The organism is Natrinema pallidum (genome assembly GCF_005890195.1).
Classification (GTDB): Archaea; Halobacteriota; Halobacteria; order Halobacteriales; family Natrialbaceae; genus Natrinema; species Natrinema pallidum.
This window is the reverse complement of record NZ_CP040637.1, coordinates 2,360,704-2,382,446: the sequence shown is the minus strand read 5'-3', so window position 1 is coordinate 2,382,446 and position 21,743 is coordinate 2,360,704. Positions and strand designations below refer to the sequence as shown.

The following is a 21,743-nucleotide window of genomic DNA, read 5'->3' as shown; positions in this document are numbered from 1 at the left end:
AATCACGGGGATAGTTGCGATCGCGTGGGCGTTCTCCGAACGCTTAGCCGTCGATCGGGAGTACCCCCACTATGCGCTACAATGACAGTGACCAGGCCCGCGAGGTCGCCGCCCGTGCTGCCGACCTGATGGAAGAGGTCGTCCTGCCGCTCGAGCGCGAGCGAGCCGGCGGGATGACCGTCTCGAGCGGGACCGTCACGGACCTTCGCGAGGCGGCCCGCGAGTACGACGTCTACGCTCCACAGATCCCCGACGAGTACGGCGGGATGGGATTGAGCTTCCGCGAGTCGCTCCCCGCGTTCGAGGAAGCCGGTCGCAGTCTCCTTGGACAGGTCGCCATGCGCGTCGACGCCCCCGACGAGGGGAACATGCACCTGCTCGAGTTGGTGGGTGACGAGTTGCAGAAGGAGACCTATCTCGAGCCGCTGGTCGCCGGTGAGATCAAGTCCGGCTTCTCGATGACCGAGCCGATGCAGGGTGCGGGCTCGGACCCGAAGATGATCCGGACAACCGCCGAGAAAGACGGCGATGAGTGGGTCATCGACGGCCACAAGTGGTGGACGACACAGGGCGTCGAGGCCGATGTCCTGATCGTCCTCGCTCGAACCGATCCCGAAGCCCACCCCTACGAGGCCTGTTCGCTCTTCCTCGTACCCGCCGACGCCGACGGGGTCGACGTTATCCGTGACGTCCCCCACATGGGCGGCGGCAATCACGGCGTGTCCCATGCCGAAATCCGCTACGAGAACGTCCGCGTTCCCGAGGAACACCTGCTGGGCGAACTGAACGAAGGCTTCACCCACGCGCAGGCACGGCTCGGTCCCGCCCGGCTTACCCACTGTATGCGCTACTCCGGAATGGCGCAGCGGTCGTTGGACATCGCGAAGGCCTACATCAGCGACCGACGCGGCTTCGACTCGACGCTGTCGGACAAGCAGTCGCTACGCCATCGGATCGCCGACGCCGAGACGAAACTCCACATGGCCCGAACCGGCATCCGCGACGCCGCCGACCGGATCGCCGCCGGCGACGAGGCTCGCGTCCCCGTCTCGATGTGTAAGGTCTTCACCGCCAACATCACCCAGGACGCCATCGACCTCGCAGTCCAATGTTGCGGTGCCAACGGCATCGGAAAGGACCTCCCCCTGTCGGACTTCTACGAATCCGTCCGCCAGTTCCGCATCGTCGACGGTGCCGACGAAGTCCACCGCCGCGTCATCGCCCGCGCCGCCTTCGAGGACGTCCCCGAGGAGGAACTCGAGCCGCTGACCCGCTTCGGCGATCCGAACCGGGACCGAAGCGCGAACCACTGACGGACCGTTCGCCGCGCCGCTTTTCGTCTGGCTCCCGAAGAAGCCCGCTTTCCGATGGCTCGAGTGGCCGATCGGGTCGGACAGCGACGTCGGTCACGGGCCGAATCAGTCCGGCGTCGGTCCGCCTCGAGAGTCGCTCCTCCTTGCACGGACGTGACGGGATTCGAGCCGCGCTCAGACGTGCTCGCTGCGCGTGTCTTCCCTGATTCGAATCCCGCCATGCCGGTTCGCTCACTGGGTTCGCTGCACGGGCGTGGCGGGATTCGAACCCACGATCAGAAGGTTAGGAACCTCCTGCCCTGTCCGCTAGGCCACACGCCCCGCCGCAAAAAGAACTTAGTTGGTTTCCGTTTCAGTTTCGGTTCCGGTTCCGGTTTCGGTTTCGGTTCCGGTTCCAGTTTCGGTGCTCGTCTCCTCCTCGGTGGTGACGGGCTCCGTGTCGACGAACTCCTCGTCGTCCTTGACGCTACCTTCGCTGACGTTGCCGCTTCCGTCGCGCATTTCTTCGAGTTCCGATTCGACTTTCTCGCGCCCCTTCTGGAACTCACCCATGGCCTCGCCGGTCGAGCGTGCCAGTTTTGGGATCTTGTTGGCCCCGAAGAGCAAAATCGCGATGATGAGAATGATCGCGAGCTCGGGAGGCCCCATTCCGCCGGGGATGAACAGCGGTGCGGTTTCGGCTACCATCTCTATACGTGGCTTATCCGCTGGCAATTATAACCTTTTTGGACCACTAAGGTAAGCAAGCGGCCGCGACAGTCCGTTTGTGGAGGAAATTCGTCCAGCTGGACAGCGAACTGTTCGCTATCCGACGGCGACCCCTGATTTTCCCCGCCGCCCGGCACTCTCGCGACCGTGAACGCGGCCGCGCGGTCGTCGCCGGCGGCCGTCTCGAGTCGTCCGGCCCCGACGTCCCGGCCTCCGTCGGTTCCGATAACGAAACTGTCTTTCGGCGTTACACGCAATACTGAGACGATGGTAGCAACCGGAGATGCCGCACCCGACTTCACTGCACCGCTCGCAAACGGCGACATCGAGGAGTTTACGCTGTCCGAGCGCCTCGCGGACGAGGCACCGGTCGTCCTCGCGTTCTTCCCCGGCGCCTTTACCGGCGTCTGCACGACCGAGATGTGTACGTTCCAGGACCGACTCGCCGCGTTCAACGACCTCGACGCCGCCGTCTACGGGGTCAGCCGCGACTCGCCGTTCACGCTGAACGAGTTCCGCGAACAGAACGACCTCGAGTTCGATCTCATCAGCGACTACAACAAGGAAATCATTGCCGACTACGGGCTCTCGATGGACTTCGCCGACCTGGGCGTCCACGGCGTCGCCAAGCGGTCGGTGTTCGTCATCGACGGCGACGGCCAGGTCGCTTACTCCTGGGTCAGCGACGACCCCGGCGTCGAACCCGACTACGACGAGGTCGAGGCCGCGGTCGAAGACCTCTCCTAACTCGCCTCGAGACTGCCGAGACGACCGCCGCAGGGCTTTTTTAGTCCGCAACCCACGTTCCGGTATGAGTGATTCCGCCGCCGACGAAGACCCTCGCCGCGTCTACGTTCCCGACGACCACCACAATTTCCCCGACGAGAAACTAAACGCCGTCCTCGAGTATATCGAAGACGACGCCGAGATCACGGCCTATCTCGAGGCGCAGAACGTCAACGCTGTCGACCGGATGCGGTACAACGATCACGGAACGAAGCACATCGAGATCGTTCGCAACCGGGCGTTGTGTCTGTACGACCTCCTCAAGGCCGGTGACGTCGACTTCAACGGGGCGCGCCAGCAGGGTCTCGACGAGGCGGACGAATCGGTCATCATCGCGCTTGCGGCGACCCTCCACGACGTCGGCCACGTCGTCCACCGCGACAGCCACGCCTACTACTCGATCCCGCTGGCCGCGGACATCCTCGAGCGGATCCTCCCCGAGTTCTACGACGCCGCCGACACCGTCCGGATGAAAGGCGAGACCCTCCATGCGATCCTCTGTCATCACACCGCCGAGACGCCCCTGACGACCGAAGCCGGCGTCATCCGCGTCGCCGACGCCCTCGACATGGAACGAGGCCGTTCCCGAATCCCCTACGAGTCCGGCGGCCGGGGGATCAACACCCTCTCGAGTCAGGCTATCAGTCGCGTCTCGCTCCAGGGGGGCGACACCACCCCCGTCATGGTCGAAATCGAGATGACCAACGCCGCGGGCGTCTACCAGGTCGACAACCTGCTCAAGGCCAAGCTCAAGGACTCCGGACTCGAAGACCAGATCCGGATCGTCGCGCTCAACACGAACGAAAACCGCGAGCAACTGGTCGAGCGAATCGAACTCTAAGTGCCCTCGCCTTTGCCCGCGGTCTGCTTCGAAAGCGAGTGCGGGGCCGTCGGACCACAACAGTCACACAGTAGCTGACCGTTTCCCGTCGGTCGGGACCCCTAAACGGCGATCGAACTCCCGCCGGTCACGACGAGGCGGCACTCTCTCGAGCGAGTTCGTACCCCCCGTCCCGCCGCTCGAGGTAGCCGCGGTCCCGAAGCGTGCCGGCGATCGAGAGAACGGTTCCCTTGTTGAGTGCGAGCGCCGTACAGATATCCCCCGGCGTCGCGGCCGGCCACACGGAGACGTAGAGGTAGACGAGTTTCGCCTGTGCGGACTCGATGTCGTCGGGAATCGATACCGTCGAGCGTGACGTTCCGCTCTGAGTCATATTACTGGTTCGATGGTTCGACGATATTAAAATTGCGCATCGTCATTTGTCGAAATCGGGTGCCCGGTACCGGTTCCGTCCGGCTGAAACGCGACTCGATCGGACCGCGACACTCGGGTCTGCTCCGCGTAAGTGCTTGCACCAACCGATCGTACTCATGACACTGATCGGCACGCCCAGTGCCGTCTTCTCTCCCTTTTCGACGGTCTGATTGCGGTATTGCCGGCGCTATCGGAGGGTTAGGGATCGTCGGTATCGCTCCAGGAGCCAACATCGGACGGACGGCGACCGGCGCGAGCATCGGTACCGGGAGCTATCCACCACCAAACGTCGATCGTCGAATCGGGTCTCGTCAGCAGGTGACGTCCAGTTCGGAAGCGAAGTCGCGGGCTCGTGATCTGATTGCCGCGGCGTCCGCGACGAGTACCTCGCCATCGCGCATCAACGCGGTTCCATCGACCATCGTGAACTGCACGTCGTCGCCGTGTGCGGCGAACGTCAGATGTGAGAGGACATCGTGAATCGGCGTCGCACGGGTGATCCCCGTCTCGAGGCCGATGATGTCGGCGCTCCAGCCCTCGCGTAGTTTCCCGACGCGATCGAATCCCGCTGCCCGTGCGCCGTTGATCGTCGCCATTTCGAACACCGTCCGCGCCGGCAGCGCCCGGGGCTCGAGTCGATCGACCTTCTGGAGGAGGCTCGCCTGTCGCATCTCCGTGAACGGATCGAGCGTGTTGTTACACGGCGGCCCGTCGTTGCCCAGCGCGACGTTGATCCCCCGATCTAGATAGTCGAGCACCGGTGCGACGCCACTGGCGAGTTTCATGTTCGAAGAGGGACAATAGGTGACGTTCGTTCCGGTTTCCGCGAGCAGTTCGCGTTCGGACTCGTCGGTCCAGACACAGTGTGCGAGCACGACATCCTCGCCGGTCAACCCGACCTCGTCGAGCCACTGGATATTCCGGCAGCCGGTTTCGTCCTCGACGGTCTCGATTTCACCCCGGTTCTCGCTCGCGTGCGTGTGAATCATTACATCGTCATAGTCGTCGGCGAGGTGCCGAGCCCCGCGCAGACAGGCCTCGGTACAGCTCACGGCGAACCGTGGGGTCACGGCGTACCGGATGCGGCCGCCATCGATGCCGTGGTACTGGCGAACGAGCCGCTCGCTCTCCGCGAGCGCCTCGTCGGTGTCCTCGAGCAGCCCCGGCGGCGCTTCCTTGTCCATCATGACCTTCCCGAGGCGGCCGCGGATGCCGAGTTCGCGAGCCGCCTCGAACGCCTGTGCCGCGTGATCGACGGAAAGGTGATCGATACAGGTCGTGGTCCCGCTCTCGATCATCTCGAGGTAGCCGAGTTCGGCGGCAGTGCGCATCGCGGCCGGTGACAGCGACGCCTCCATCGGCAGCACGTACTCGTAAAGCCATTCGAGCAACTCGGTATCGTCAGCGATACCGCGTCCGAGACTCTGGACGGAGTGGACGTGTGCGCCGACGGTACCCGGTGCGAGCACGTCGTACGAGTCGTGTTCGTGATCGGGATACTCCTCGAGACATGTCGACCGGTCTCCGACGGCGACGATCAGGTCGTCCTCGACGACGACAGCACCGTCGTGAATCACGGTTTCGGCATCGGCGACGACCGTCCCCGACAATAACATACCGAGCCACGATAGCGTGGCATAACGTTTAGCTTTGCTGGTACGGCAGGGCGGAACCGGCCGAACGGCCGGCCCACGGCGTCAGTAGCTACGTTCTTTCGGCTCGTAGGTCTTGTTCTCGCCCTCGAGAATTACGGGGCGATAGAAGATCGAGGGTTCGCCGTCGTCCCACGAGATGAGCGTGTGTTTCAGCCATTCCTCGTCTTTGCGTTCCTGGTGTTCCTTTCGCCAGTGTGCGCCGCGGAACTCGTCGCGGACGAGCGCGCCGAGCGCGATCGTTTCGGCGACATCGATCAGGTTGCGCGTCTCGATGGTCTGCTGGAGGTCAGTGTTGAACGTCCGCGACGGGTCGTCGACGTAGACGTCCTGATACTCCTGGCGGCACTCGCGGATGAGCCGCAGCGCCTTCTTAACGCCCTCCTCGGTCCGGAAGACGTTGACGTAGTCGGTCATCGCCTTCTGGAGTTTCGCGCGGATTTCGGCGTGCTGAACGCCGTCCTCTTTGTCCATCAGATGGTCAACGCGCTGGCGGGCCGTCTCGACGGTGCGCTCGAGGACCCCCTCGGCGTCGGCCGTGACGCCGCCGTCCGCAGCGACGCCGCCGGCCGTGTCGACTCCCGCGTCGCCCGGTGTGACCGGCAGCTCGGTCTCGGTCTCGTCCTCGACATCGTCGCCGTAGCCGGTCCGGATTTCGGGCTCGCCGAGATCCTCGCCTGCGGCGTGGCGGCCGGCGCGCTTGCCGAAGACGATCAGCTCCGGCAGGGCGTTCCCGCCGAGTCGGTTGCCGCCGTGGACCGAGACGCAGGCACACTCGCCGGCCGCGTAGAGCCCGTCGACACAGGTCTGGCCGTTCTCGTCGACCTCGATGCCGCCCATCGCGTAGTGCTGTCCGGGCTTGACCGGCATGGGCTCGACGAGTCCGTCGACGCCCTCGAAGTCCTCCGCGAGATGCAGGATGTTCTCGAGCCGATCCATGATGCGTTCCTCGCCGAGGTGGCGCATGTCCAGATGGACGTACTCGTCCTCGACGCCCCGGCCCTCGCCGACTTCGGTGAGTTCGGCCCGGGCAACGACGTCGCGCGAGGCGAGTTCGCCGGAGTTGTTCGCGTAGCCGTGCTCGAACATGAACCGCTCGCCCTCGCTGTTGTAGAGGATACCGCCCTCGCCGCGGACACCCTCACTGATGAGGACACCCGTCGACGGCAGCGACGTGGGGTGGAACTGGATGAACTCCATGTCCTCGAGCGGTGCGCCGGCGCGATAGGCCATCGCGTGTCCGTCGCCCGTACAGGAGACGGCGTTGGTGGTGTGGTCGAAGGCCTGACCGGGGCCGCCGGTCGCGAGGACGACGCCCTGGTTCGCTTTGAAGCCCTCGATAGTACCGGACTGAACGTCGTAGGCGACGACGCCGTGACACTCGCGGTCGTTGGGGTCGGCCTCGTCGGTCGTCGCGAGGTTCATCACGTACCACTCGTCGTAGACCTGAATGCCCCGTTTGACGACCTGCTCGTACATCGTATGTAGCAGGTGATGCCCCGTCTCGGCTCCGGCGTACGTGGTCCGGGGATAGGAGAGTCCGCCGAACGGCCGCTGGGAGACGGTGCCGTCTTCCTCGCGGGAGAACGGCATACCCCAGTGCTCCAGGTTGATCGTCTCCTCGGGGGAGTTCTTGGCGAGGGTCTCGACCGCCGGCGCGTCGCCGAGGTAGTCCGACCCCTTCATCGTGTCGTAGGCGTGGAGTTCCCAGTCGTCTCCCTCCTGGAGGGCGGCGTTGATGCCACCCTCCGCCGCGCCGGTGTGGCTACGGACGGGATGGAGTTTCGAGACCATCGCCACGTCCGCTCCTGCTTCGTGCGCTGCGATCGCGGCCCGGAGGCCGGCGCCGCCGGCGCCGACCACGATAACGTCGTGTTCGTACATGATTACCAGAATTTCAGGTTCTTCTTGACTGCTTCCCGCTTGAGCTCCTGAATGTGCTCGGTGAGCGGAATGTCCTTCGGACACACCTCGGTACAGGAGAACTGCGTCTGGCACCGCCAGACGCCGTGTTCCTGCTCGAGAATGCGGAGTCGGTGCTCCTTGATCTGCTCGTCCTCGCGGTCGTCCATCGCGAACTTGTAGGCCTTGTTGATCGCCGCGGGGCCCAGATACTCGTTGTCGCCGGCCGCGATGTTACACGAGGACATACACGCGCCACACCAGATACACCGCGAGGACATCTTGATCTTCTCGCGGTTCTCGGGGGTCTGGCGCTGTTCCTCGAGGTCCTCGGTCGCGGGCGTGTCCTCGTCCTGGAAGTAGGGCTCGACGGTGTGCATCTGGTCGTAGAAGTGGTCCATGTCGACGACCAGGTCCTTGACGACCTCCTGATGAGGCAGCGGCTCGATGCGAACCGGCTGCTCCAAGTCGGAGATCTGGGTCTTACAGCCGAGTCGCTGTTTGCCGTTGACGAAGAAGGCGTCGGAGCCACAGACGGCCTGCCGACAGGAGTGGCGGAACGTCAGCGACGAGTCGTACTCGTCGCGGGCGTACATGACCGCGTCGAGAACGGTCATCCCCTTTTCGAAGGGCACGTGGAAGTCGTCGAAGCGGGGTTCCTGCTTGCCCTCGACTTCGGGGTCGTACCGGAACACCTTGATGTGGACCGTCTCCCCCTCGAGTTCCGCTCGTTTTTCGGCGTGGTCGTCGACCATACCGCCGCCGGTCTGTTCGTCGGCCGCCGGCGATTCTGCCCCTTTCATCGCCGGGTCTTCCGGTGCCTCCTGGCTTTCGGGTTCGGCTTGTTGTGTACTCATATTAGATCATTCCTCGCATCGCGAGCGCGACGTAGATACCCTGTGCGACGAGTGCGACGCTGGCGAGGGTCAGTACTGCCAGCACGGCCTTCTTTCGTCCCCCCTCGAGTCCCTGATTGACGAGGGCGTTGTAGACGCCGTTGACGCCGTGGAACGTGGCGGTAATCAGGAACAGGACCATCGTCAGGAAGTATCCGACGTTCTGCATTCGGGTCTGCGTCCCCATGAAGGTTACCTCGTACGCGTGGTTGACGAAGTGCAGGAGGAAGAAGTGGAAGGCGAGAACGACGACGAGAAACGCCGCCGTGATCCGCTGGAGGAACCAGCCGGTGCCGCCCGGGGTAAACGAGGAGTATCGTTCCGCCATTAGATGGTCACCCCCGTCAGGAAGGTCGGGACGCTCGCGACGGTGATCGCGCCCGTCAAGACCAGCGAGGCGTAGAAACTCTTATCCTGGGCCTCGAGCCCGACGCCGAGATCAACCATCAGCAGGCGCAGCCCGTTCAGGATGTGGAAGACGGCGACCGCGAGCAGGCCGACCTCGAGCAGTCGGATGAGGAACAACCCCTCGAGTCCCTGCAGCGTCGCAGTGTACACGTTGAGTTCCTCGCCGCCGACCATCGTCGTTTCGCCCTGTGCGCCACCGATAGAAGTGCTCAGCACGGCGATATGGGTGAACAAGTAGCCGATTAACACCCACCCGGTGAACTTGTGGAAGATCCACGCCCACATGCCGGCCGAGAACTCCTTCCAGCGACCGAAGTCCTCGACGAGACCGCGATTGTAAGACTGACTCATGCGCTCATGTGGACCGTTTGACCGTGGGGGTATAGAAGTTACTTTTATCGCTCCGCTCGCAGCCTCGGTTCGGTCCACCAGAGACGGGACGGAACCACTGTTGCGGCGGATTCCCGAAGTCGTTCGGGCGGCAGTTACCGCCAGGTCTATCGCCGGGGACCGTCAGTCGTTCTGCCGGAGGTCGGATCGCGAACTCTCAGTCGTCCGCTCGCGCTCGAGGGCAGTGAGCGTGTCCGGCGAGAGCCCAACGAGGTGACAGAGGGGGTTCCCCGGATAGACGACTGGGTTCTCGAGAACGCCGACGATGAGGCCGGTAAACGGAGCCTCGACAGTGACGATGTCTTCCTCTTCCTTGAACGGGTTGGTGATGGTACAGATCGCTTCGCCGGCCTCGACGAGCGCGCCGCGGCCGCGTTTCATGTCGACGATGCCACCGGCGTCCGCGCGGAGCCAGGTTTTCTCGTTGTCGTCGTCGATGATGGTCCGCCAGCCGGGCCAGTGGACCGACGATTCGCGGTGGCATCCGAATTCGGCTAGGACGCTCGCGACGCCGGTGAGCGCGCGGTCGATCAGGCGGCGCTGAAACCGGTGGGCCTCGCCCATTTCGACGGTGATCGTCGGGATGCCGTCTTCGGTCGCCTCCCGCCGGAGCGTCCCGGACGGCCCCTCGCCCGCGATGATGACGTTGGAACTGAACGCCTTCGCGAGCCTGGCGACGCCCGACTGCTCCATGTTCGCACGGACGTGGAGCATGTTCGTTCGGCCGCGCGTCGACGTGTGGAAGTCGACCCCGAGGTCGCAGGGTTCGATGAAGTTCGTGTAGATCCGGTGGGCCATCCGTCTGGCGCTGGTCGACCCCTCGCGGCCGGGAAACGACCGGTTCAGATCGCGGTCGTAGATCGGCAGATAGCGCTCCTGTGCGAGAAAGCCCGGTACGTTCATCACCGGGAGACAGACCAGCGTTCCGTGGAGTACGGAGTGGTCCCAGTCGTGGGCCACCTCACGGACGACTTCGATCCCGTTGAGTTCGTCGCCGTGTGCCGCCGCGGAGAGAAAGACCGTCGGACCCGGATGCTCGCCGTTGATGACCGTAACCGGAATCCTGACCGGGTCCCCGAGATACGTTTCACTGATGCCGTAGCGGATGTTCGCCGACTCGCCGGGGTCGACCCGGCCGCCGTTGTACGTAAACGCTTCGGCCATCGGTTCGGAATCCGCTGCCCGGTCGGGCGGTTCGGTCGCCGCGTCGTCGCTCATATGACGTTCTCCGGGGGCATCACCGTGAATCTTCTCCCTTCACCGTCCACGATGAGTGTCCGACCCGCTTCCGAGTCGTCGGTGGTACTTTTCGCGGGGAACGGGGCGTTCCCTCGAACAACGGCGATCAAAATTTGCGGCCGTGGGCATACGTTTTGTATCTCGGTGTGATATGGACACGCATGGACATCCGCGAAGCGACCCGTTCGGACGCCGATGCGATTCGCTCGATCGCCCGCGATTCGCTCAGTTCCACGTACACGGCCTTCATCGATGAAGGAACCATCGACGACGCGATCGAGCAATGGTACGGCGACGCGTTTTCCGACGAACTCACGGACGACCGCTCGCTCTTCCTGATCGTCGAACGCGACGGCGACGTCGTCGCGTTCTCCCAGAGCGAACTGGTCGGCCAGCAGTCGAAGACCGGACGCCTCCTCTGGCTGCACGTCCATCCCGACCACCGCGGCGACGCCACGGGCGTGCGACTGCTCGTCCGCACTCGCGAGGCACTCCTCGAGACGGGCGCGGATCAGATTCGCTGTTTCGTCCTCGAGGACAACGAGGGCGGCAACGAGTTTTACCGGAGCCACGGCTTCGAACAGGCCGGCCAGCGCGAGGTCGAGATCGGTGACGAAACGTTCACCGAGAACGTCTACGTCGAGTCCGATCTCGAGGACGACGGCGAGTGGGGCGCGATCGACGAAGTCACGGTCGACGGCCGGACGCTCTACGTGAGCTACGGCGAGGCCACCCGCGGGACGCGCGCCCCGTTTTACACGGCCTACGAGAGCCCGGACCGACACGAACTGTACGCGTGGTTCTGTGGGAACTGTGATTCGATCGACAACGCGATGGACGCGATGGGACGGATCGAGTGCAACGAGTGTGGCAATCGGCGGAAAGCGACGCGGTGGGACGCCTCGTACCTGTAGATCGGCGTCCCCGTCGCACGTCACGGACGGGACACGGACGCGATCGCTCCTTCGCTCTCCTCGCCGTTCCGTTCAACCCGCGTCTCTGTTCGCGACGGCGGAGTCATTGTCTCAGTTACCTGTACGGGCATGTTTCGGCCATTTGAGTGGCATTACAGGGAGTCCGTCTCCGGATGCAGTCGGACCGTCGCCGTCGATGGAGCCACGTCCCGGACCGAACTCCCCCACCGATTCTGTTGTGGCCGCTTTCGGGCTGTTGTCTCCCCATTACAATTGACCGAGACCGCGAGTTTCCGACCACGTTGGTCGCTCTCGATGTCGGTCAGTCACGAGTGTCACACCGTCCGCGTCTACCATGAACAGGGAAGACCACATCATCCACGGCTTCAAAGCAACGCTCGTTGCGCGCGCCATCTACATGCTTTCGAGCGCGCTGTTAATGTTCGTGCTGGCGCGGTACTTGCTCGATCCGGACGGGTATGGCGCGCTGTACTGGGCGATCGGCATCCTGGCTATCGTCCAGTTGTTCGCGGACCTCGGGCTCAGTAGATCCGTCGCGCGGTACATCTCGGAGTACCGGGAGTCCGATCCGGGGCAGGTACCACACCTCCTCGGATCGGTGATCACGGCCAAGATCATCCTGCTGACGGTCGTCGGCTACGCCCTGTTGCTCTTTCACGAGCAGATCGCGGCCACGCTCGGTGATCCCGGCGCGGCCCCGTTTCTCGCCGCGGGCGTCCTCTATCTGGTCGCCTTCTCCGGCAGCACCTTCGCACAGGTGGCGTTGCAGGGATTCAACCACCTCGGCTACAGCGCGATCGTCCAGGCGATCAGCGGGGCCGGTCGGCTCCTCTTTGCCGTCGCCTTCGTCCTGGCGGGCCTCGGTGCCCTCGGCGCGTTCTTCGGCTATATCGTCGGCTACGCCATCGCCGCCACCGTCGGCATGGGCATCCTCTACTACGGGTTCTACAGGCGATACGAGACCGCCGTGGAGTACGAAGCCGGGCTCTCGCGTCGGCTGCTCGAGTACAGCATTCCGCTGACGGCGACCCGAAGCGCGAACGTCATCGACAAGCAGATCGATATCGTGTTGGTGGGAGTGTTTCTCAATCCCGCTGCGGTCGCCTTCTACACCCTCGCAAAGCAGATTACCGACTTCGTGCTCGCGCCCGCGGAGTCGCTCGGCTTCACAATTTCGCCGAACTTCGGCGAACAGAAAGCGGCCGGCGAACTCGAGGAAGCCAGACGGATCTATCAGACGTCGCTGACGAACGTCCTGTTGCTCTATATTCCGGCGGCGGTCGGCCTCGCGATCGTCGCGGAGCCGTTCCTGACGATGGTCATCGGGGAGGACTACGCCGGGGCCGTCCCCGTGTTACAGGTGCTCGCCGGCTTCGTCGTCCTCCAGGCGATCACGAACCTGACCAGCGACAGCCTCGATTATCTCGGACGCGCTCGAGCGCGCGCCGTCGCGAAGGGCGGGACGGCGCTGGCCAACCTCGGGTTGAACGTCCTGCTGATTCCGACGATCGGCGTCGTCGGCGCTGCGATCGCGACGGTCGCGACGCATTCGGTGTACGTCGCCGTGAACCTCTATATCGTCCACACCGAACTCGGCTTGAACGTGATACGGATCGCCCGGACGACGGCGCTGATCTGCGCGATTACGGGCGTGATGGCGGTTACGGTGTTGCTCGTGACGCCGCTGGTCTCGAGTCTGCTCATGCTGGGCGGCGCGATCGCCGTGGGTGCGATCACGTGGGGTGCGCTGGCGGTACTGAGCGGACTCGTCGATCCGGGGCAGGTGCGGTCCGTCATCGGCTGAGCGGTCCGGCCGTCGGCCTATCAGTGACGCAACCGAAACTGAACGAACTGCCAATACTTATCCGGGGAGTGGGCGTCTAGTTCGTATGGCTGTTGCCGATCCCGTGACCGTCGGGGTACTGAGTCTGCATACGAGCAAGGAAACGAAAGCGATTCTCAATGCCGTCGAGGAGCTCGGGCACGATAGCGAGTGGCTCCGGAACGAAAACACGTCGATCAGCGTCGCGGACGGGAGTCCGCTCCTCGAGCCCGAGGTCGACGTGATCGCGAACCGAATGTTGCTGTCGAACACCGAACAGCCCGCCGAGGAACTCGGGCTGGTCAACGCCTTCTCGCAGTTGGTGCCGACGCTCAACGAACCGAGCGCGGTGATGACGGCGATGCACAAGCTCTCGACGGCGACCGCGCTGGCATCGAACGACGTTCGAACGCCGGACGTGACCCTCGCGCTCAGCGGCGAGAAGCTCAACGCCGCGCGCGAACGGTACGGCGAGGAAGCGGTGTACAAGACGGCGATCGGCACTCACGGCGGCGGCACCTGGAAGGTGGGGCCCGACGATCCGGTCAACGCGAAGGTCGGCAACCGCTATGCCTTCCTGCAGGAACTCGTCGATCAGGAGGACGTTCGCCACCGCGACCTGCGGGTCTACGTCGTCGGCGGCGAGATCGTCGCCGCGATGTACCGCTACGCGCCGGACAACGACTGGCGAACCAACGTCGCTCTCGGCGGCTCCGTCGAGGACGCGACCGAGGACCTCCCCGCGGAAGCAAGCGAGATGGCCAAGCGAGCGGCGGCTGTCGTCGACCTCGACTACGCCGGCGTCGACCTCGTCGAGGGCGACGAGGGATGGTTCGTTCTCGAGGTCAACCCGACTGCGGGGTTCAAAGGGCTGTACGAGGCGACGCAGGTGAGTCCGGCACCCTACATCGCAAAGCTGGCGATCGAACGCGCCGGCGGGGAAGTGGACGACGACCGCGTGCGCGACATCGCGAACGTCCTCGACGATTCCCGACCGACCGCCCAGCCCCCGGAATCGGTGTCCCAGAATACGGAGCCCGCGGTCATCGGATATACCGAGGAGGTCGTGCTCTCCGGAACGAGCGGCTCGAAGTCGGTGCTCGCGAAGTCCGACACGGGCGCGACGCGGACGAGCATCGATACCAGCCTCGCCGCCGATATCGGTGCCGGGCCGATCAAGTCCATCACTCGGATTCGCTCCGGCAGCAGCAAACAGTCCAAGAGCCGACCGGTCGTCGACGTCGTCGTCGGCGTCGGCGGCAACCAACACACCGTCACGGCCAGCGTCGAGGACCGCAGTCACATGGATTACCCCGTCTTGCTCGGCCGTGACATCCTCGAGAACTATCAGGTCGACGTCAGCCGTCGGATCGATAGCGACGCCGCCGAGACGCCGGAGGAGGAAGAAGAGTAAGCCGCGGGGACGGACCGCTCCCCGTGCGCCGTCGTCCGTCGCCGCCGCTTCCGGTTATTTTATTGATCTGTTTTGCGAAAGGCGACTCACATGACGACGGTTCTCGCTTCCACGCTCTCCGACACGCCGGTAATGGGCTCCGACGGGACGAAAATCGGAACGGTTCACAATATCACCATGAACGTCGAAACCGGCGAGCTCCAACGACTGCTCGTTACCCCGACGACCGACGACGTTCGCGGGTTCGACACGAACGACGACGGAAAACTCGTCGTCCCGGCCAGCCGTATGAACGACATTGACGACTACCTGATCGTCGATCTGACGAGCCGAAAGTCCGGGACGTAATCGGCTGTTACGGTCTATCCCCCGCCGTCTCGGGACGCCACCGACCGGTCCGTCCCGACTCGGGACTGAGAGCCGCCGCGATCGGGGTGGCGGTGGTGACGGGAGCGTATTGCTCGCGCTCTCGGATTGACGTGCTCGCATGCTATCGTCCGTCTGCCGCCGCACTTCTCTGGACACGCCACGTCCCTTTCCGCTATCGAAAATATAGTGTCCGAAACCTGAAGATGAGGTTGTGATCGGTACATATATTATTACTCAATCCGTTTTCCCACACGTACGAACCATCTATGAGCGACAACAAACGGAATCGGAACCACGAGTGGTGGCCGAATCAATTAAACCTTGACGTTCTCGATCAGAACGCGACCGATGTCAGTCCGTACGGCGAGGACTTCGATTACGCCGAGGAGTTCCAGCAACTCGACCTCGAAGAGGTAAAGGCTGACCTCAAGGACTTGATGACAACGTCGCAGGACTGGTGGCCTGCCGACTACGGCCACTACGGTCCGCTGTTCATCCGGATGGCCTGGCACAGCGCCGGCACGTACCGCACCACCGACGGCCGCGGCGGTGCCTCCGGCGGGACCCAGCGTTTCGCACCGCTCAATAGCTGGCCCGACAACGGGAACCTCGACAAGGCGCGACGCCTGCTCGAGCCGATCAAGCAGAAGTACGGCCGCAAGCTCTCGTGGGGCGACCTGATCGTCCTCGCGGGGAACACCGCCCTCGAGTCGATGGGCATGGAGACCCTCGGCTGGGCCGGCGGACGCGAGGACAAGTTCGAACCCGACGAGGCCGTCTACTGGGGGCCCGAGAGCGAGTGGGAAGCGCCCCAAGACGCACGCTTCGGCGAGGACGACGAGCTCGACGAGCCGCTTGCGGCGACCGTGATGGGGCTGATCTACGTGGACCCCGAGGGACCGAACGGCAACCCCGAGCCCCTCGAGTCGGCGACGCGGATCCGGCAGGCGTTCGGCCGCATGGCGATGGACGACGAGGAGACCGCCGCCCTCATCGCCGGCGGACACACGTTCGGCAAGGCCCACGGTGCCGCCAACGACGACATGGGTCCCGAGCCCGAAGCTGCACCCATCGAGGAGCAGGGGCTTGGCTGGCCCGACTCCGGCAAGGGTTCGGAAACGACTACCAGCGGCATCGAGGGTGCGTGGAACGCCTGGCCGACGATGTGGGACACCTCTTATCTCGACAACCTGCTCGACTACGAGTGGGAGCTGACGGAGAGTCCCGTCGGCGCAAAGCAGTGGGAACCGAAAGACGAGGAGGCGAAAGACACCGTGCCGGACGCCCACGATCCGTCGGAGAAGCACGCCCCCATGATGATGACGACGGACATCGCCCTCAAGCGCGATCCGGAGTTCCGGGAGATCATCGAGCGCTTCCGTGAGCGTCCCCCGGAGTTCCTGGACGCCTTCGCGCGGGCGTGGTACAAGCTGATCCACCGCGACATGGGCCCGCCGGAGCGGTTCCTCGGCCCGGACGTGCCCGAGGGGACGTTCGTCTGGCAGGACCCCGTCCCCGATGCCGACTACGAGCTGATCGGGGAGGAAGAAGCCGCCGACCTCAAGGCGGAAATCCTCGACTCGGAGCTGTCTATCTCCCAGCTGGTCAAGACCGCCTGGGCGTCGGCGTCGACCTATCGCGACAGCGACAAACGCGGCGGCGCGAACGGCGCTCGCATCCGCCTCGAGCCACAGCGGAGCTGGGAGGTCAACGAGCCGGAGCAACTGGAGACGGTGTTGGCGACCTACGAAGCGATCCAGGAGGAGTTCAACGGCTCGCGATCCGATGACGTTCGGGTCTCGCTCGCCGACCTCATCGTGCTGGGCGGCAACGCGGCCGTCGAACAGGCCGCGGCGGACGCCGGCTACGACGTGACGGTCCCGTTCGAACCCGGACGGACGGACGCCTCGCAGGAACAGACCGACGAGGAGTCGTTCGAGGCGCTCGAGCTGGCCGTCGACGGCTTCCGTAACTACTTCGGCGGCGAGTACGACCAGCCGGCCGAGGACCTGCTGGTCGACCACGCCGACCTGCTGGACCTGACGCCCGCGGAAATGACGGTGCTGGTCGGCGGCATGCGCGCGCTCAACGCGAACTATCAGACCTCCGACCACGGCGTCTTCACGGACGAGCCGGGGACGCTGACCAACGACTTCTTCGTGACCCTGCTCGACATGGGCTACGAGTGGGAGCAGGCGTCGGAGTCCGAGGAACTCTACGAGTTGCGCGACCGCGAAACGGGCGAGGTCGAGTGGACGGGGACCCGTGCCGACCTCATCTTCGGTTCGAACTCCCGACTCCGCGCCATCGCGGAAGTCTACGCGAGCGAGGAGGAGACGTTCGTCCAGGACTTCGTGGACGCGTGGCACAAAGTGATGACCAACGACCGCTTCGACCTCGAGTGATCGCGCCGACACGACACGATCGCTGAAGGCCTACTGCGACCGTTTTCGCTGGACGACGTCTCGCTCGGTCGGGGGCTCCGACCGGTGTCCCGCCTTACTCGCTCCGAACGACGATTGCGTCGTCCGTGATCTCCAGTATCTGCGAGGAGTCGACCGGATAGTCCTCGTCACCGTGGCCGCCCCAGTCCAGACGTGCTTTGAGCCGATCCGTTAGTCCGGGCTCCGGATCGACGTACGCGGTCTGGCCCTCGACCGCGGCGACCATGCCGATCTGCTGGCCCGACTCGTCGACGACGTCTTTCCCCTGCTCGTGGTGTGACAGTTCGATCGGCGACGCGTCCGCCGGTTCGTTCGTCGACCCCACGCCGGCCTCGGACTCGGGACTCGCCGTCGACTCGTCGCCCATGGCTCCGGTTTCCATCTCGCCGGCCTCCAGCCTGTCGTACTCCTCGATATCGATGATCTCCCCGTCGAGCACCTCGCTGCCGACGACCTCGGACTCGAGCAGTTCCGACTCCTCGAACACGTAAACCAGCCGTCGCCGCTCGTCGAGTTCCTCCTCGACGGTCCGCCGCTCGATGAGTTCGCTTCGGACGGCGTCGCCTTCCGTCCGCTGGCTCTGGATGACCTCCCGCTCGAGGACGTCGTCGGCTGCCACGCTGGACCGGAGGACATCGCTCTCGAGGATCGACCGCTGGACGCTCTCGAGTTGAATATCCGTTTCGACGACATCGCGTTCCATCTCCTGATCCTGTTCGATATCGATATCGATGATGCGGCTCTCGACGATGTAGCGTTCGATCTCCTCGATCGTATCGAGGCGCGTCTCGTCGACGGCTACCTCGATGGTGTCGTCGCCGACGAACTCGGTGTCGACGATGTCGCGGGACAGGCGTTCGGAGTCGATGACCTCGCGTTCGACCAGTTCCGTGTCGATCACCTCGCTCTCGATCGTGTCCCGCTCGACGACCTCGGTCTCGACGACCTGCGTCTCGACGATCTCCGTCGTCACCGTTTCGCCGCGTCGCAGCGAATCCTCGAGTTCGTCCCGGCCGAGGTCGGCGCGTTCGAACGCCCGGTCGCGCTCGACGATTTCGAAGAAGCCCATCCCCTCTCCGGCCGGCTCCTCTTCGTGGTAGACGAATACGAGGTCGTCGTCTTCGAACCGCTCCGTGAACTCGTCCCAGGTGGCCTCCTCGTGTCGCTCGCCCATCTCGTCGCGGCGAGCGAAGGAGTGGCCGTGCCCCTCGCTGTCCCGGACCCTGACCGGGACGGCGTCGCGGGCCTCGGCCCACTCCCTGATGCGCTCGGGATCGGTCGTCAGTCGTCGCTGCGCCGGTGTCTCGGACGGGGGTGTATCGTCTGCCATCTCGGTAGACCATGTGACCGACCCGCACTTGAGTCACCAGGGCCGTCCCGTCGGGTCAGTGTCTCGTTTCTCGACCCCCCGCTGGCGGCCGGCACGGGCCGGGTCGTAATCCGCTATTGCCGTCTCCGCTGGCAACCGTTTCATCGCTCGACTCGCGCGTAGCACGTGCTTACCGCTTGCGGGGGTCGGTCCGCATCTCGCGTAGTGAACGAGACGTGTTCCCGCCCGGTTCAATCGGACTCGTACTCGGCCCAGATGTATCGCGTCGCGGCGCTCCGATACGGCCGCCACGGCTCGGCGATCTCGCGCATCTCCGCCCGGGTCAACTCGTCGCCGTCGGCGTACAACTCCTCGATTCCGCGCCGAACGGCGAGATCGCCGAGAGGAAGCACATCGGGCCGCTCGAGGACGAACAGGAGGTACATGCGTGCGGTCCACGCGCCGACCCCCTTGATCTCGGTCAACAGGTCGATGACCTCGTCGTTGGCGTAGGAGGCCAGCCCCGCCCGCGTGTAGTCGGTTTCCTGAAACGCCCGCGCGGCGTTTCGGATGTACTCGACCTTGCTTCGGGAGAGGCCCGCATCGCGGAGCGCCGCCTCGTCCGCAGCCAGGACGGTTGCCGGGGTTACGTCCCCCTCGAGCAAGTCGAAGACGCGCTCTCGAACCGCCGCCGCGCTCGCCGTCGAGAGCTGTTGGTTGATGATCGAGATACAGAGCCGTTCGTACTCGTTCCAGTCCGGTTCGACGTAGGGATCGTGCCGATCGACGAGCGCCGCCATCACGGGATCGTCGCGAAGGACGGCGTGTGCCGCTTCGTTCATACGGTGGTGTGGATACGGGAGTAGGGAGCCGCGAACGCATATGCGTCTCGGTTGGACGGACGGTCGAACCGACGGCTCACTCGAGGTGGTGGTAGTCGAGTTCGTACCCCTCCGCGAGCGCCTCTCGGACGGCCGGGCTGGGTTCGCCGACGCCGCGCCGACCGATCGAGAGGCCGTCCGTGCCGGCGGCGATGACCAGATTGGCCCGCCAGTCGGCGTCCGTCTCGGGGGCGTCCGTCCGATAATGAGCGCCGCGGGATTCGGATCGCTCGAGCGCCGCTTGGAGCATCGCTTCGGCGACGGTGAGGCTCGCCGAGAGGTCGACGGCGTACTCGACGGACTTCGAGGTGAGGTCGCCGTCGACGCGGAGGTCGGCCGTTCGCGTCCGCAGGTCCGCGAGCGTCGCGAGCCCCTCGCGGAGCCCTGCCTCGTCGCGGAGGATGCCGGCGTGGTCCCACAGCAGGTCGCCGAGTTCCGCGAGAAGGGCCGTCGGCGCGACGCTCCCGTCCGAATCGGCGAGCGCTCGGAGCGCGCCGAATTCACGTTCGGCGAGCGCTCGCTGGCCGTCGGTCACGGTGGGGTCAGCGTCGCCATCGGTCACCGCGCTCGCGACATGGTCGCCGACGAGCTTGCCGATCGCGACGGTCTCGGCGAGCGAGTTCCCGCCGAGGCGGTTCGCGCCGTGGACGCCCGCCACCGTCTCGCCGACGGCGTAGAGCCCGTCGACGCCGGTTTCACCGGTCCGGAAGTCGATGTCGACGCCGCCCATCGTGTAATGGGCCGTCGGGGCGACCGTCATCGGTTCCGCGGTGATGTCGACGCCCAGCGACTCGAAGCGCTCGACCATCGACGGCAGCCGCTCGCGAATGTACGCGGCGTCCCGGTGGGAGATATCGAGGAAGACGCCACCGTCGTCGGTGCCTCGTCCCTCGCGGACCTCCTGTGCGATGGCGCGTGCGACGACGTCGCGGGCGTCGAGTTCCATCTGGTCGGGCGAGTATCGCTCCATGAACCGCTCGCCCTGCGCGTTGTACAGTCGCCCGCCTTCGCCGCGGACCGCCTCCGTGACCAGTCGGCCGTCCCACTCCTCACCGTAGCGGTCGCCGACCATCCCGGTCGGGTGGAACTGGACGAACTCGAGGTCGACCAGCCGCGCCCCCGCCTCGAGCGCCAGCGCCTGCCCGTCGCCGTTGTTCTCGTCGTCCCGCGAGGAGTGGCGGTGATAGAGCGCCGAGAACCCACCCGCCGCGAGGACGACGTGATTCGTTCGGACGAGCAGTCCCTCGCCGGACTCCATATCGAAGCCGACGGCACCGTCGACGCGCTCCCCGTCCGAGAGCAAGCGCGTGATCAGCACGTTCTCGCGGTAGGGTACGTCGAGGGCCTGCGCGCGCTCGATGAGCGTCTCGAGCATGGCCTCGCCGGTCCGGTCGCCGACGAAACAGGTCCGCCGGTAGGACTGCGCGCCGAAGTACCGCTGGTTGATGTCGCCGTCCGCGGTCCGGTCGAACGGCATCCCCCACGCCTCGAGTTCGCGGATGCGGTCGGGCATCTCTCGGGTCGTCAACTCGACCGCTTCGGGGTCGTTCAGGTGATGGCCCTCGGTGAACGTGTCCGCCGCGTGGATCGTCCAGTCGTCCTCGGGATCGAGCGAGCCCAGCGCGGCGTTGATGCCACCGGCCGCCCACGTCGTGTGTGCATCGCCGTGATCGCGTTTGCCGATTACGAGCGGATCGATCCCCGATTCGGCGAGTTCGATCGCGACGCGAGCGCCCGCCGCACCCGCCCCGACAACGAGCACGGGCGTCGTCACCGTCTCGTACGGGAGGCCACCGCCGGACCCGGGGTCACCCTCGGTCTCGATGCGGTTCTCGATGCCCGCGGTCGACGGGTCGTGGCTCGTCGGTCGGCGCTCATCGCCCGTCGTCCCGTTACCGTTCGCTGGTGTTTTTGTCATCGAGTGAACGTACCCGCCGGCCGGATTTAGGCATCGTCCCGAACGATGCAGAACGCGCGCCTCAACGACTCTGGAGCCGACTTTCGTGTTTCGATCGTCGCC

Annotated in this window: 19 protein-coding genes and 1 tRNA gene; 8 read left to right on the top strand and 12 right to left on the bottom strand. The window is 64.9% G+C overall.

Going from position 1 to position 21,743, the window contains the following annotated elements; all coding sequences use genetic code 11:
• Positions 1-71 precede the first annotated feature (71 nt).
• Complete coding sequence (locus FGF80_RS11855; protein WP_138654193.1) at positions 72-1,313, top strand: acyl-CoA dehydrogenase family protein; 1,242 nt, start codon at positions 72-74, stop codon at positions 1,311-1,313.
• A gap of 248 nt (positions 1,314-1,561) precedes the next feature.
• On the opposite strand, the gene FGF80_RS11850 is transcribed toward FGF80_RS11855, so the two are convergent.
• Together FGF80_RS11850 and tatA are read right to left on the bottom strand one after the other, a co-directional pair.
• Positions 1,562-1,634 (bottom strand) — tRNA-Arg (locus FGF80_RS11850).
• 15 nt (positions 1,635-1,649) lie between these two features.
• The gene (tatA, locus tag FGF80_RS11845; protein WP_138654191.1) at positions 1,650-2,000 is read right to left on the bottom strand and encodes a twin-arginine translocase TatA/TatE family subunit; all 351 of its coding nucleotides are present in this window, start codon (positions 1,998-2,000) and stop codon (positions 1,650-1,652) included.
• Between the two features lie 288 nt (positions 2,001-2,288).
• Between tatA and FGF80_RS11840 the strand changes: the two genes are divergently transcribed.
• Positions 2,289-2,768 (top strand): redoxin domain-containing protein, encoded by a 480-nt coding sequence (locus FGF80_RS11840; RefSeq protein WP_006186575.1) that lies wholly within the window; start codon positions 2,289-2,291, stop codon positions 2,766-2,768.
• A gap of 64 nt (positions 2,769-2,832) precedes the next feature.
• Positions 2,833-3,648, top strand: coding sequence for an HD domain-containing protein (locus tag FGF80_RS11835; RefSeq protein ID WP_138654189.1), 816 nt, complete (start codon positions 2,833-2,835; stop codon positions 3,646-3,648).
• A 127-nt stretch (positions 3,649-3,775) separates the two neighbouring features.
• Here FGF80_RS11835 and FGF80_RS11830 read toward each other — a convergent pair whose 3' ends face one another.
• The 7 genes from FGF80_RS11830 to FGF80_RS11800 all read right to left on the bottom strand — a co-directional run bounded on the left by FGF80_RS11830 (position 3,776) and on the right by FGF80_RS11800 (position 10,528).
• On the bottom strand, positions 3,776-4,021 hold the full coding sequence (locus FGF80_RS11830) for a helix-turn-helix domain-containing protein (RefSeq protein ID WP_006186577.1): 246 nt from the start codon (positions 4,019-4,021) through the stop codon (positions 3,776-3,778).
• 352 nt (positions 4,022-4,373) lie between these two features.
• Positions 4,374-5,678: a 5'-deoxyadenosine deaminase gene (locus FGF80_RS11825; RefSeq protein ID WP_138654187.1), complete on the bottom strand. Its 1,305-nt coding sequence runs from the start codon at positions 5,676-5,678 to the stop codon at positions 4,374-4,376.
• A gap of 81 nt (positions 5,679-5,759) precedes the next feature.
• Positions 5,760-7,598, bottom strand: a complete 1,839-nt coding sequence (locus tag FGF80_RS11820; protein WP_138654185.1) for an FAD-binding protein — start codon at positions 7,596-7,598, stop codon at positions 5,760-5,762.
• 2 nt (positions 7,599-7,600) lie between these two features.
• On the bottom strand, positions 7,601-8,473 hold the full coding sequence (locus FGF80_RS11815; protein ID WP_006186579.1) for a succinate dehydrogenase/fumarate reductase iron-sulfur subunit: 873 nt from the start codon (positions 8,471-8,473) through the stop codon (positions 7,601-7,603).
• 1 nt (position 8,474) lies between these two features.
• Complete coding sequence (locus tag FGF80_RS11810) at positions 8,475-8,840, bottom strand: succinate dehydrogenase hydrophobic membrane anchor subunit (RefSeq protein ID WP_006186580.1); 366 nt, start codon at positions 8,838-8,840, stop codon at positions 8,475-8,477.
• Positions 8,840-9,271: a succinate dehydrogenase, cytochrome b556 subunit gene (gene sdhC, locus FGF80_RS11805; protein ID WP_006186581.1), complete on the bottom strand. Its 432-nt coding sequence runs from the start codon at positions 9,269-9,271 to the stop codon at positions 8,840-8,842. The genes FGF80_RS11810 and sdhC overlap by 1 nt, the downstream gene beginning before the upstream one ends.
• 162 nt (positions 9,272-9,433) lie before the next feature.
• Positions 9,434-10,528 (bottom strand): succinylglutamate desuccinylase/aspartoacylase family protein, encoded by a 1,095-nt coding sequence (locus FGF80_RS11800; RefSeq protein WP_006186582.1) that lies wholly within the window; start codon positions 10,526-10,528, stop codon positions 9,434-9,436.
• Positions 10,529-10,710: 182 nt separating this feature from the next.
• Between FGF80_RS11800 and FGF80_RS11795 the strand changes: the two genes are divergently transcribed.
• The 5 genes from FGF80_RS11795 (at position 10,711) to katG (ending at position 17,494) form a co-directional block, all read left to right on the top strand.
• On the top strand, positions 10,711-11,463 hold the full coding sequence (locus FGF80_RS11795) for a GNAT family N-acetyltransferase (RefSeq protein ID WP_006186583.1): 753 nt from the start codon (positions 10,711-10,713) through the stop codon (positions 11,461-11,463).
• 355 nt (positions 11,464-11,818) lie between these two features.
• Positions 11,819-13,288 carry a flippase gene (locus FGF80_RS11790; protein ID WP_138654183.1) on the top strand — a complete coding sequence of 490 codons (1,470 nt, stop codon included), beginning with the start codon at positions 11,819-11,821 and terminating at the stop codon, positions 13,286-13,288.
• A gap of 85 nt (positions 13,289-13,373) precedes the next feature.
• Positions 13,374-14,720 (top strand): RimK family alpha-L-glutamate ligase, encoded by a 1,347-nt coding sequence (locus FGF80_RS11785; RefSeq protein ID WP_006186585.1) that lies wholly within the window; start codon positions 13,374-13,376, stop codon positions 14,718-14,720.
• Positions 14,721-14,810: 90 nt separating this feature from the next.
• Positions 14,811-15,068 carry a PRC-barrel domain-containing protein gene (locus FGF80_RS11780; protein WP_006186586.1) on the top strand — a complete coding sequence of 86 codons (258 nt, stop codon included), beginning with the start codon at positions 14,811-14,813 and terminating at the stop codon, positions 15,066-15,068.
• 287 nt (positions 15,069-15,355) lie between these two features.
• A complete protein-coding gene (gene katG, locus FGF80_RS11775; RefSeq protein WP_138654181.1) occupies positions 15,356-17,494 on the top strand; it encodes a catalase/peroxidase HPI in 2,139 nt (712 codons plus the stop codon).
• A 94-nt stretch (positions 17,495-17,588) separates the two neighbouring features.
• Here the strand turns inward: katG and FGF80_RS11770 are convergent, their stop codons facing one another.
• The 3 genes from FGF80_RS11770 to FGF80_RS11760 form a co-directional block, all read right to left on the bottom strand.
• Positions 17,589-18,863 (bottom strand): hypothetical protein, encoded by a 1,275-nt coding sequence (locus FGF80_RS11770; protein ID WP_138654179.1) that lies wholly within the window; start codon positions 18,861-18,863, stop codon positions 17,589-17,591.
• Between the two features lie 230 nt (positions 18,864-19,093).
• The gene (locus FGF80_RS11765) at positions 19,094-19,684 is read right to left on the bottom strand and encodes a DNA-3-methyladenine glycosylase family protein (protein ID WP_006186589.1); all 591 of its coding nucleotides are present in this window, start codon (positions 19,682-19,684) and stop codon (positions 19,094-19,096) included.
• 76 nt (positions 19,685-19,760) lie between these two features.
• Positions 19,761-21,641: an L-aspartate oxidase gene (locus FGF80_RS11760; protein ID WP_138654177.1), complete on the bottom strand. Its 1,881-nt coding sequence runs from the start codon at positions 21,639-21,641 to the stop codon at positions 19,761-19,763.
• Positions 21,642-21,743 lie beyond the last annotated feature (102 nt).

What these genes read in the sequence shown, in the direction of transcription:
- FGF80_RS11855 (WP_138654193.1), top strand. Translation starts at nt 72, where the DNA reads ATGCGCTACAATGACAGTGACCAGGCCCGCGAGGTCGCCGCCCGTGCT.
- tatA (WP_138654191.1), bottom strand. Translation starts at nt 2,000, where the DNA reads ATGGTAGCCGAAACCGCACCGCTGTTCATCCCCGGCGGAATGGGGCCT.
- FGF80_RS11840 (WP_006186575.1), top strand. Translation starts at nt 2,289, where the DNA reads ATGGTAGCAACCGGAGATGCCGCACCCGACTTCACTGCACCGCTCGCA.
- FGF80_RS11835 (WP_138654189.1), top strand. Translation starts at nt 2,833, where the DNA reads ATGAGTGATTCCGCCGCCGACGAAGACCCTCGCCGCGTCTACGTTCCC.
- FGF80_RS11830 (WP_006186577.1), bottom strand. Translation starts at nt 4,021, where the DNA reads ATGACTCAGAGCGGAACGTCACGCTCGACGGTATCGATTCCCGACGAC.
- FGF80_RS11825 (WP_138654187.1), bottom strand. Translation starts at nt 5,678, where the DNA reads ATGTTATTGTCGGGGACGGTCGTCGCCGATGCCGAAACCGTGATTCAC.
- FGF80_RS11820 (WP_138654185.1), bottom strand. Translation starts at nt 7,598, where the DNA reads ATGTACGAACACGACGTTATCGTGGTCGGCGCCGGCGGCGCCGGCCTC.
- FGF80_RS11815 (WP_006186579.1), bottom strand. Translation starts at nt 8,473, where the DNA reads ATGAGTACACAACAAGCCGAACCCGAAAGCCAGGAGGCACCGGAAGAC.
- FGF80_RS11810 (WP_006186580.1), bottom strand. Translation starts at nt 8,840, where the DNA reads ATGGCGGAACGATACTCCTCGTTTACCCCGGGCGGCACCGGCTGGTTC.
- sdhC (WP_006186581.1), bottom strand. Translation starts at nt 9,271, where the DNA reads ATGAGTCAGTCTTACAATCGCGGTCTCGTCGAGGACTTCGGTCGCTGG.
- FGF80_RS11800 (WP_006186582.1), bottom strand. Translation starts at nt 10,528, where the DNA reads ATGAGCGACGACGCGGCGACCGAACCGCCCGACCGGGCAGCGGATTCC.
- FGF80_RS11795 (WP_006186583.1), top strand. Translation starts at nt 10,711, where the DNA reads ATGGACATCCGCGAAGCGACCCGTTCGGACGCCGATGCGATTCGCTCG.
- FGF80_RS11790 (WP_138654183.1), top strand. Translation starts at nt 11,819, where the DNA reads ATGAACAGGGAAGACCACATCATCCACGGCTTCAAAGCAACGCTCGTT.
- FGF80_RS11785 (WP_006186585.1), top strand. Translation starts at nt 13,374, where the DNA reads ATGGCTGTTGCCGATCCCGTGACCGTCGGGGTACTGAGTCTGCATACG.
- FGF80_RS11780 (WP_006186586.1), top strand. Translation starts at nt 14,811, where the DNA reads ATGACGACGGTTCTCGCTTCCACGCTCTCCGACACGCCGGTAATGGGC.
- katG (WP_138654181.1), top strand. Translation starts at nt 15,356, where the DNA reads ATGAGCGACAACAAACGGAATCGGAACCACGAGTGGTGGCCGAATCAA.
- FGF80_RS11770 (WP_138654179.1), bottom strand. Translation starts at nt 18,863, where the DNA reads ATGGCAGACGATACACCCCCGTCCGAGACACCGGCGCAGCGACGACTG.
- FGF80_RS11765 (WP_006186589.1), bottom strand. Translation starts at nt 19,684, where the DNA reads ATGAACGAAGCGGCACACGCCGTCCTTCGCGACGATCCCGTGATGGCG.
- FGF80_RS11760 (WP_138654177.1), bottom strand. Translation starts at nt 21,641, where the DNA reads ATGACAAAAACACCAGCGAACGGTAACGGGACGACGGGCGATGAGCGC.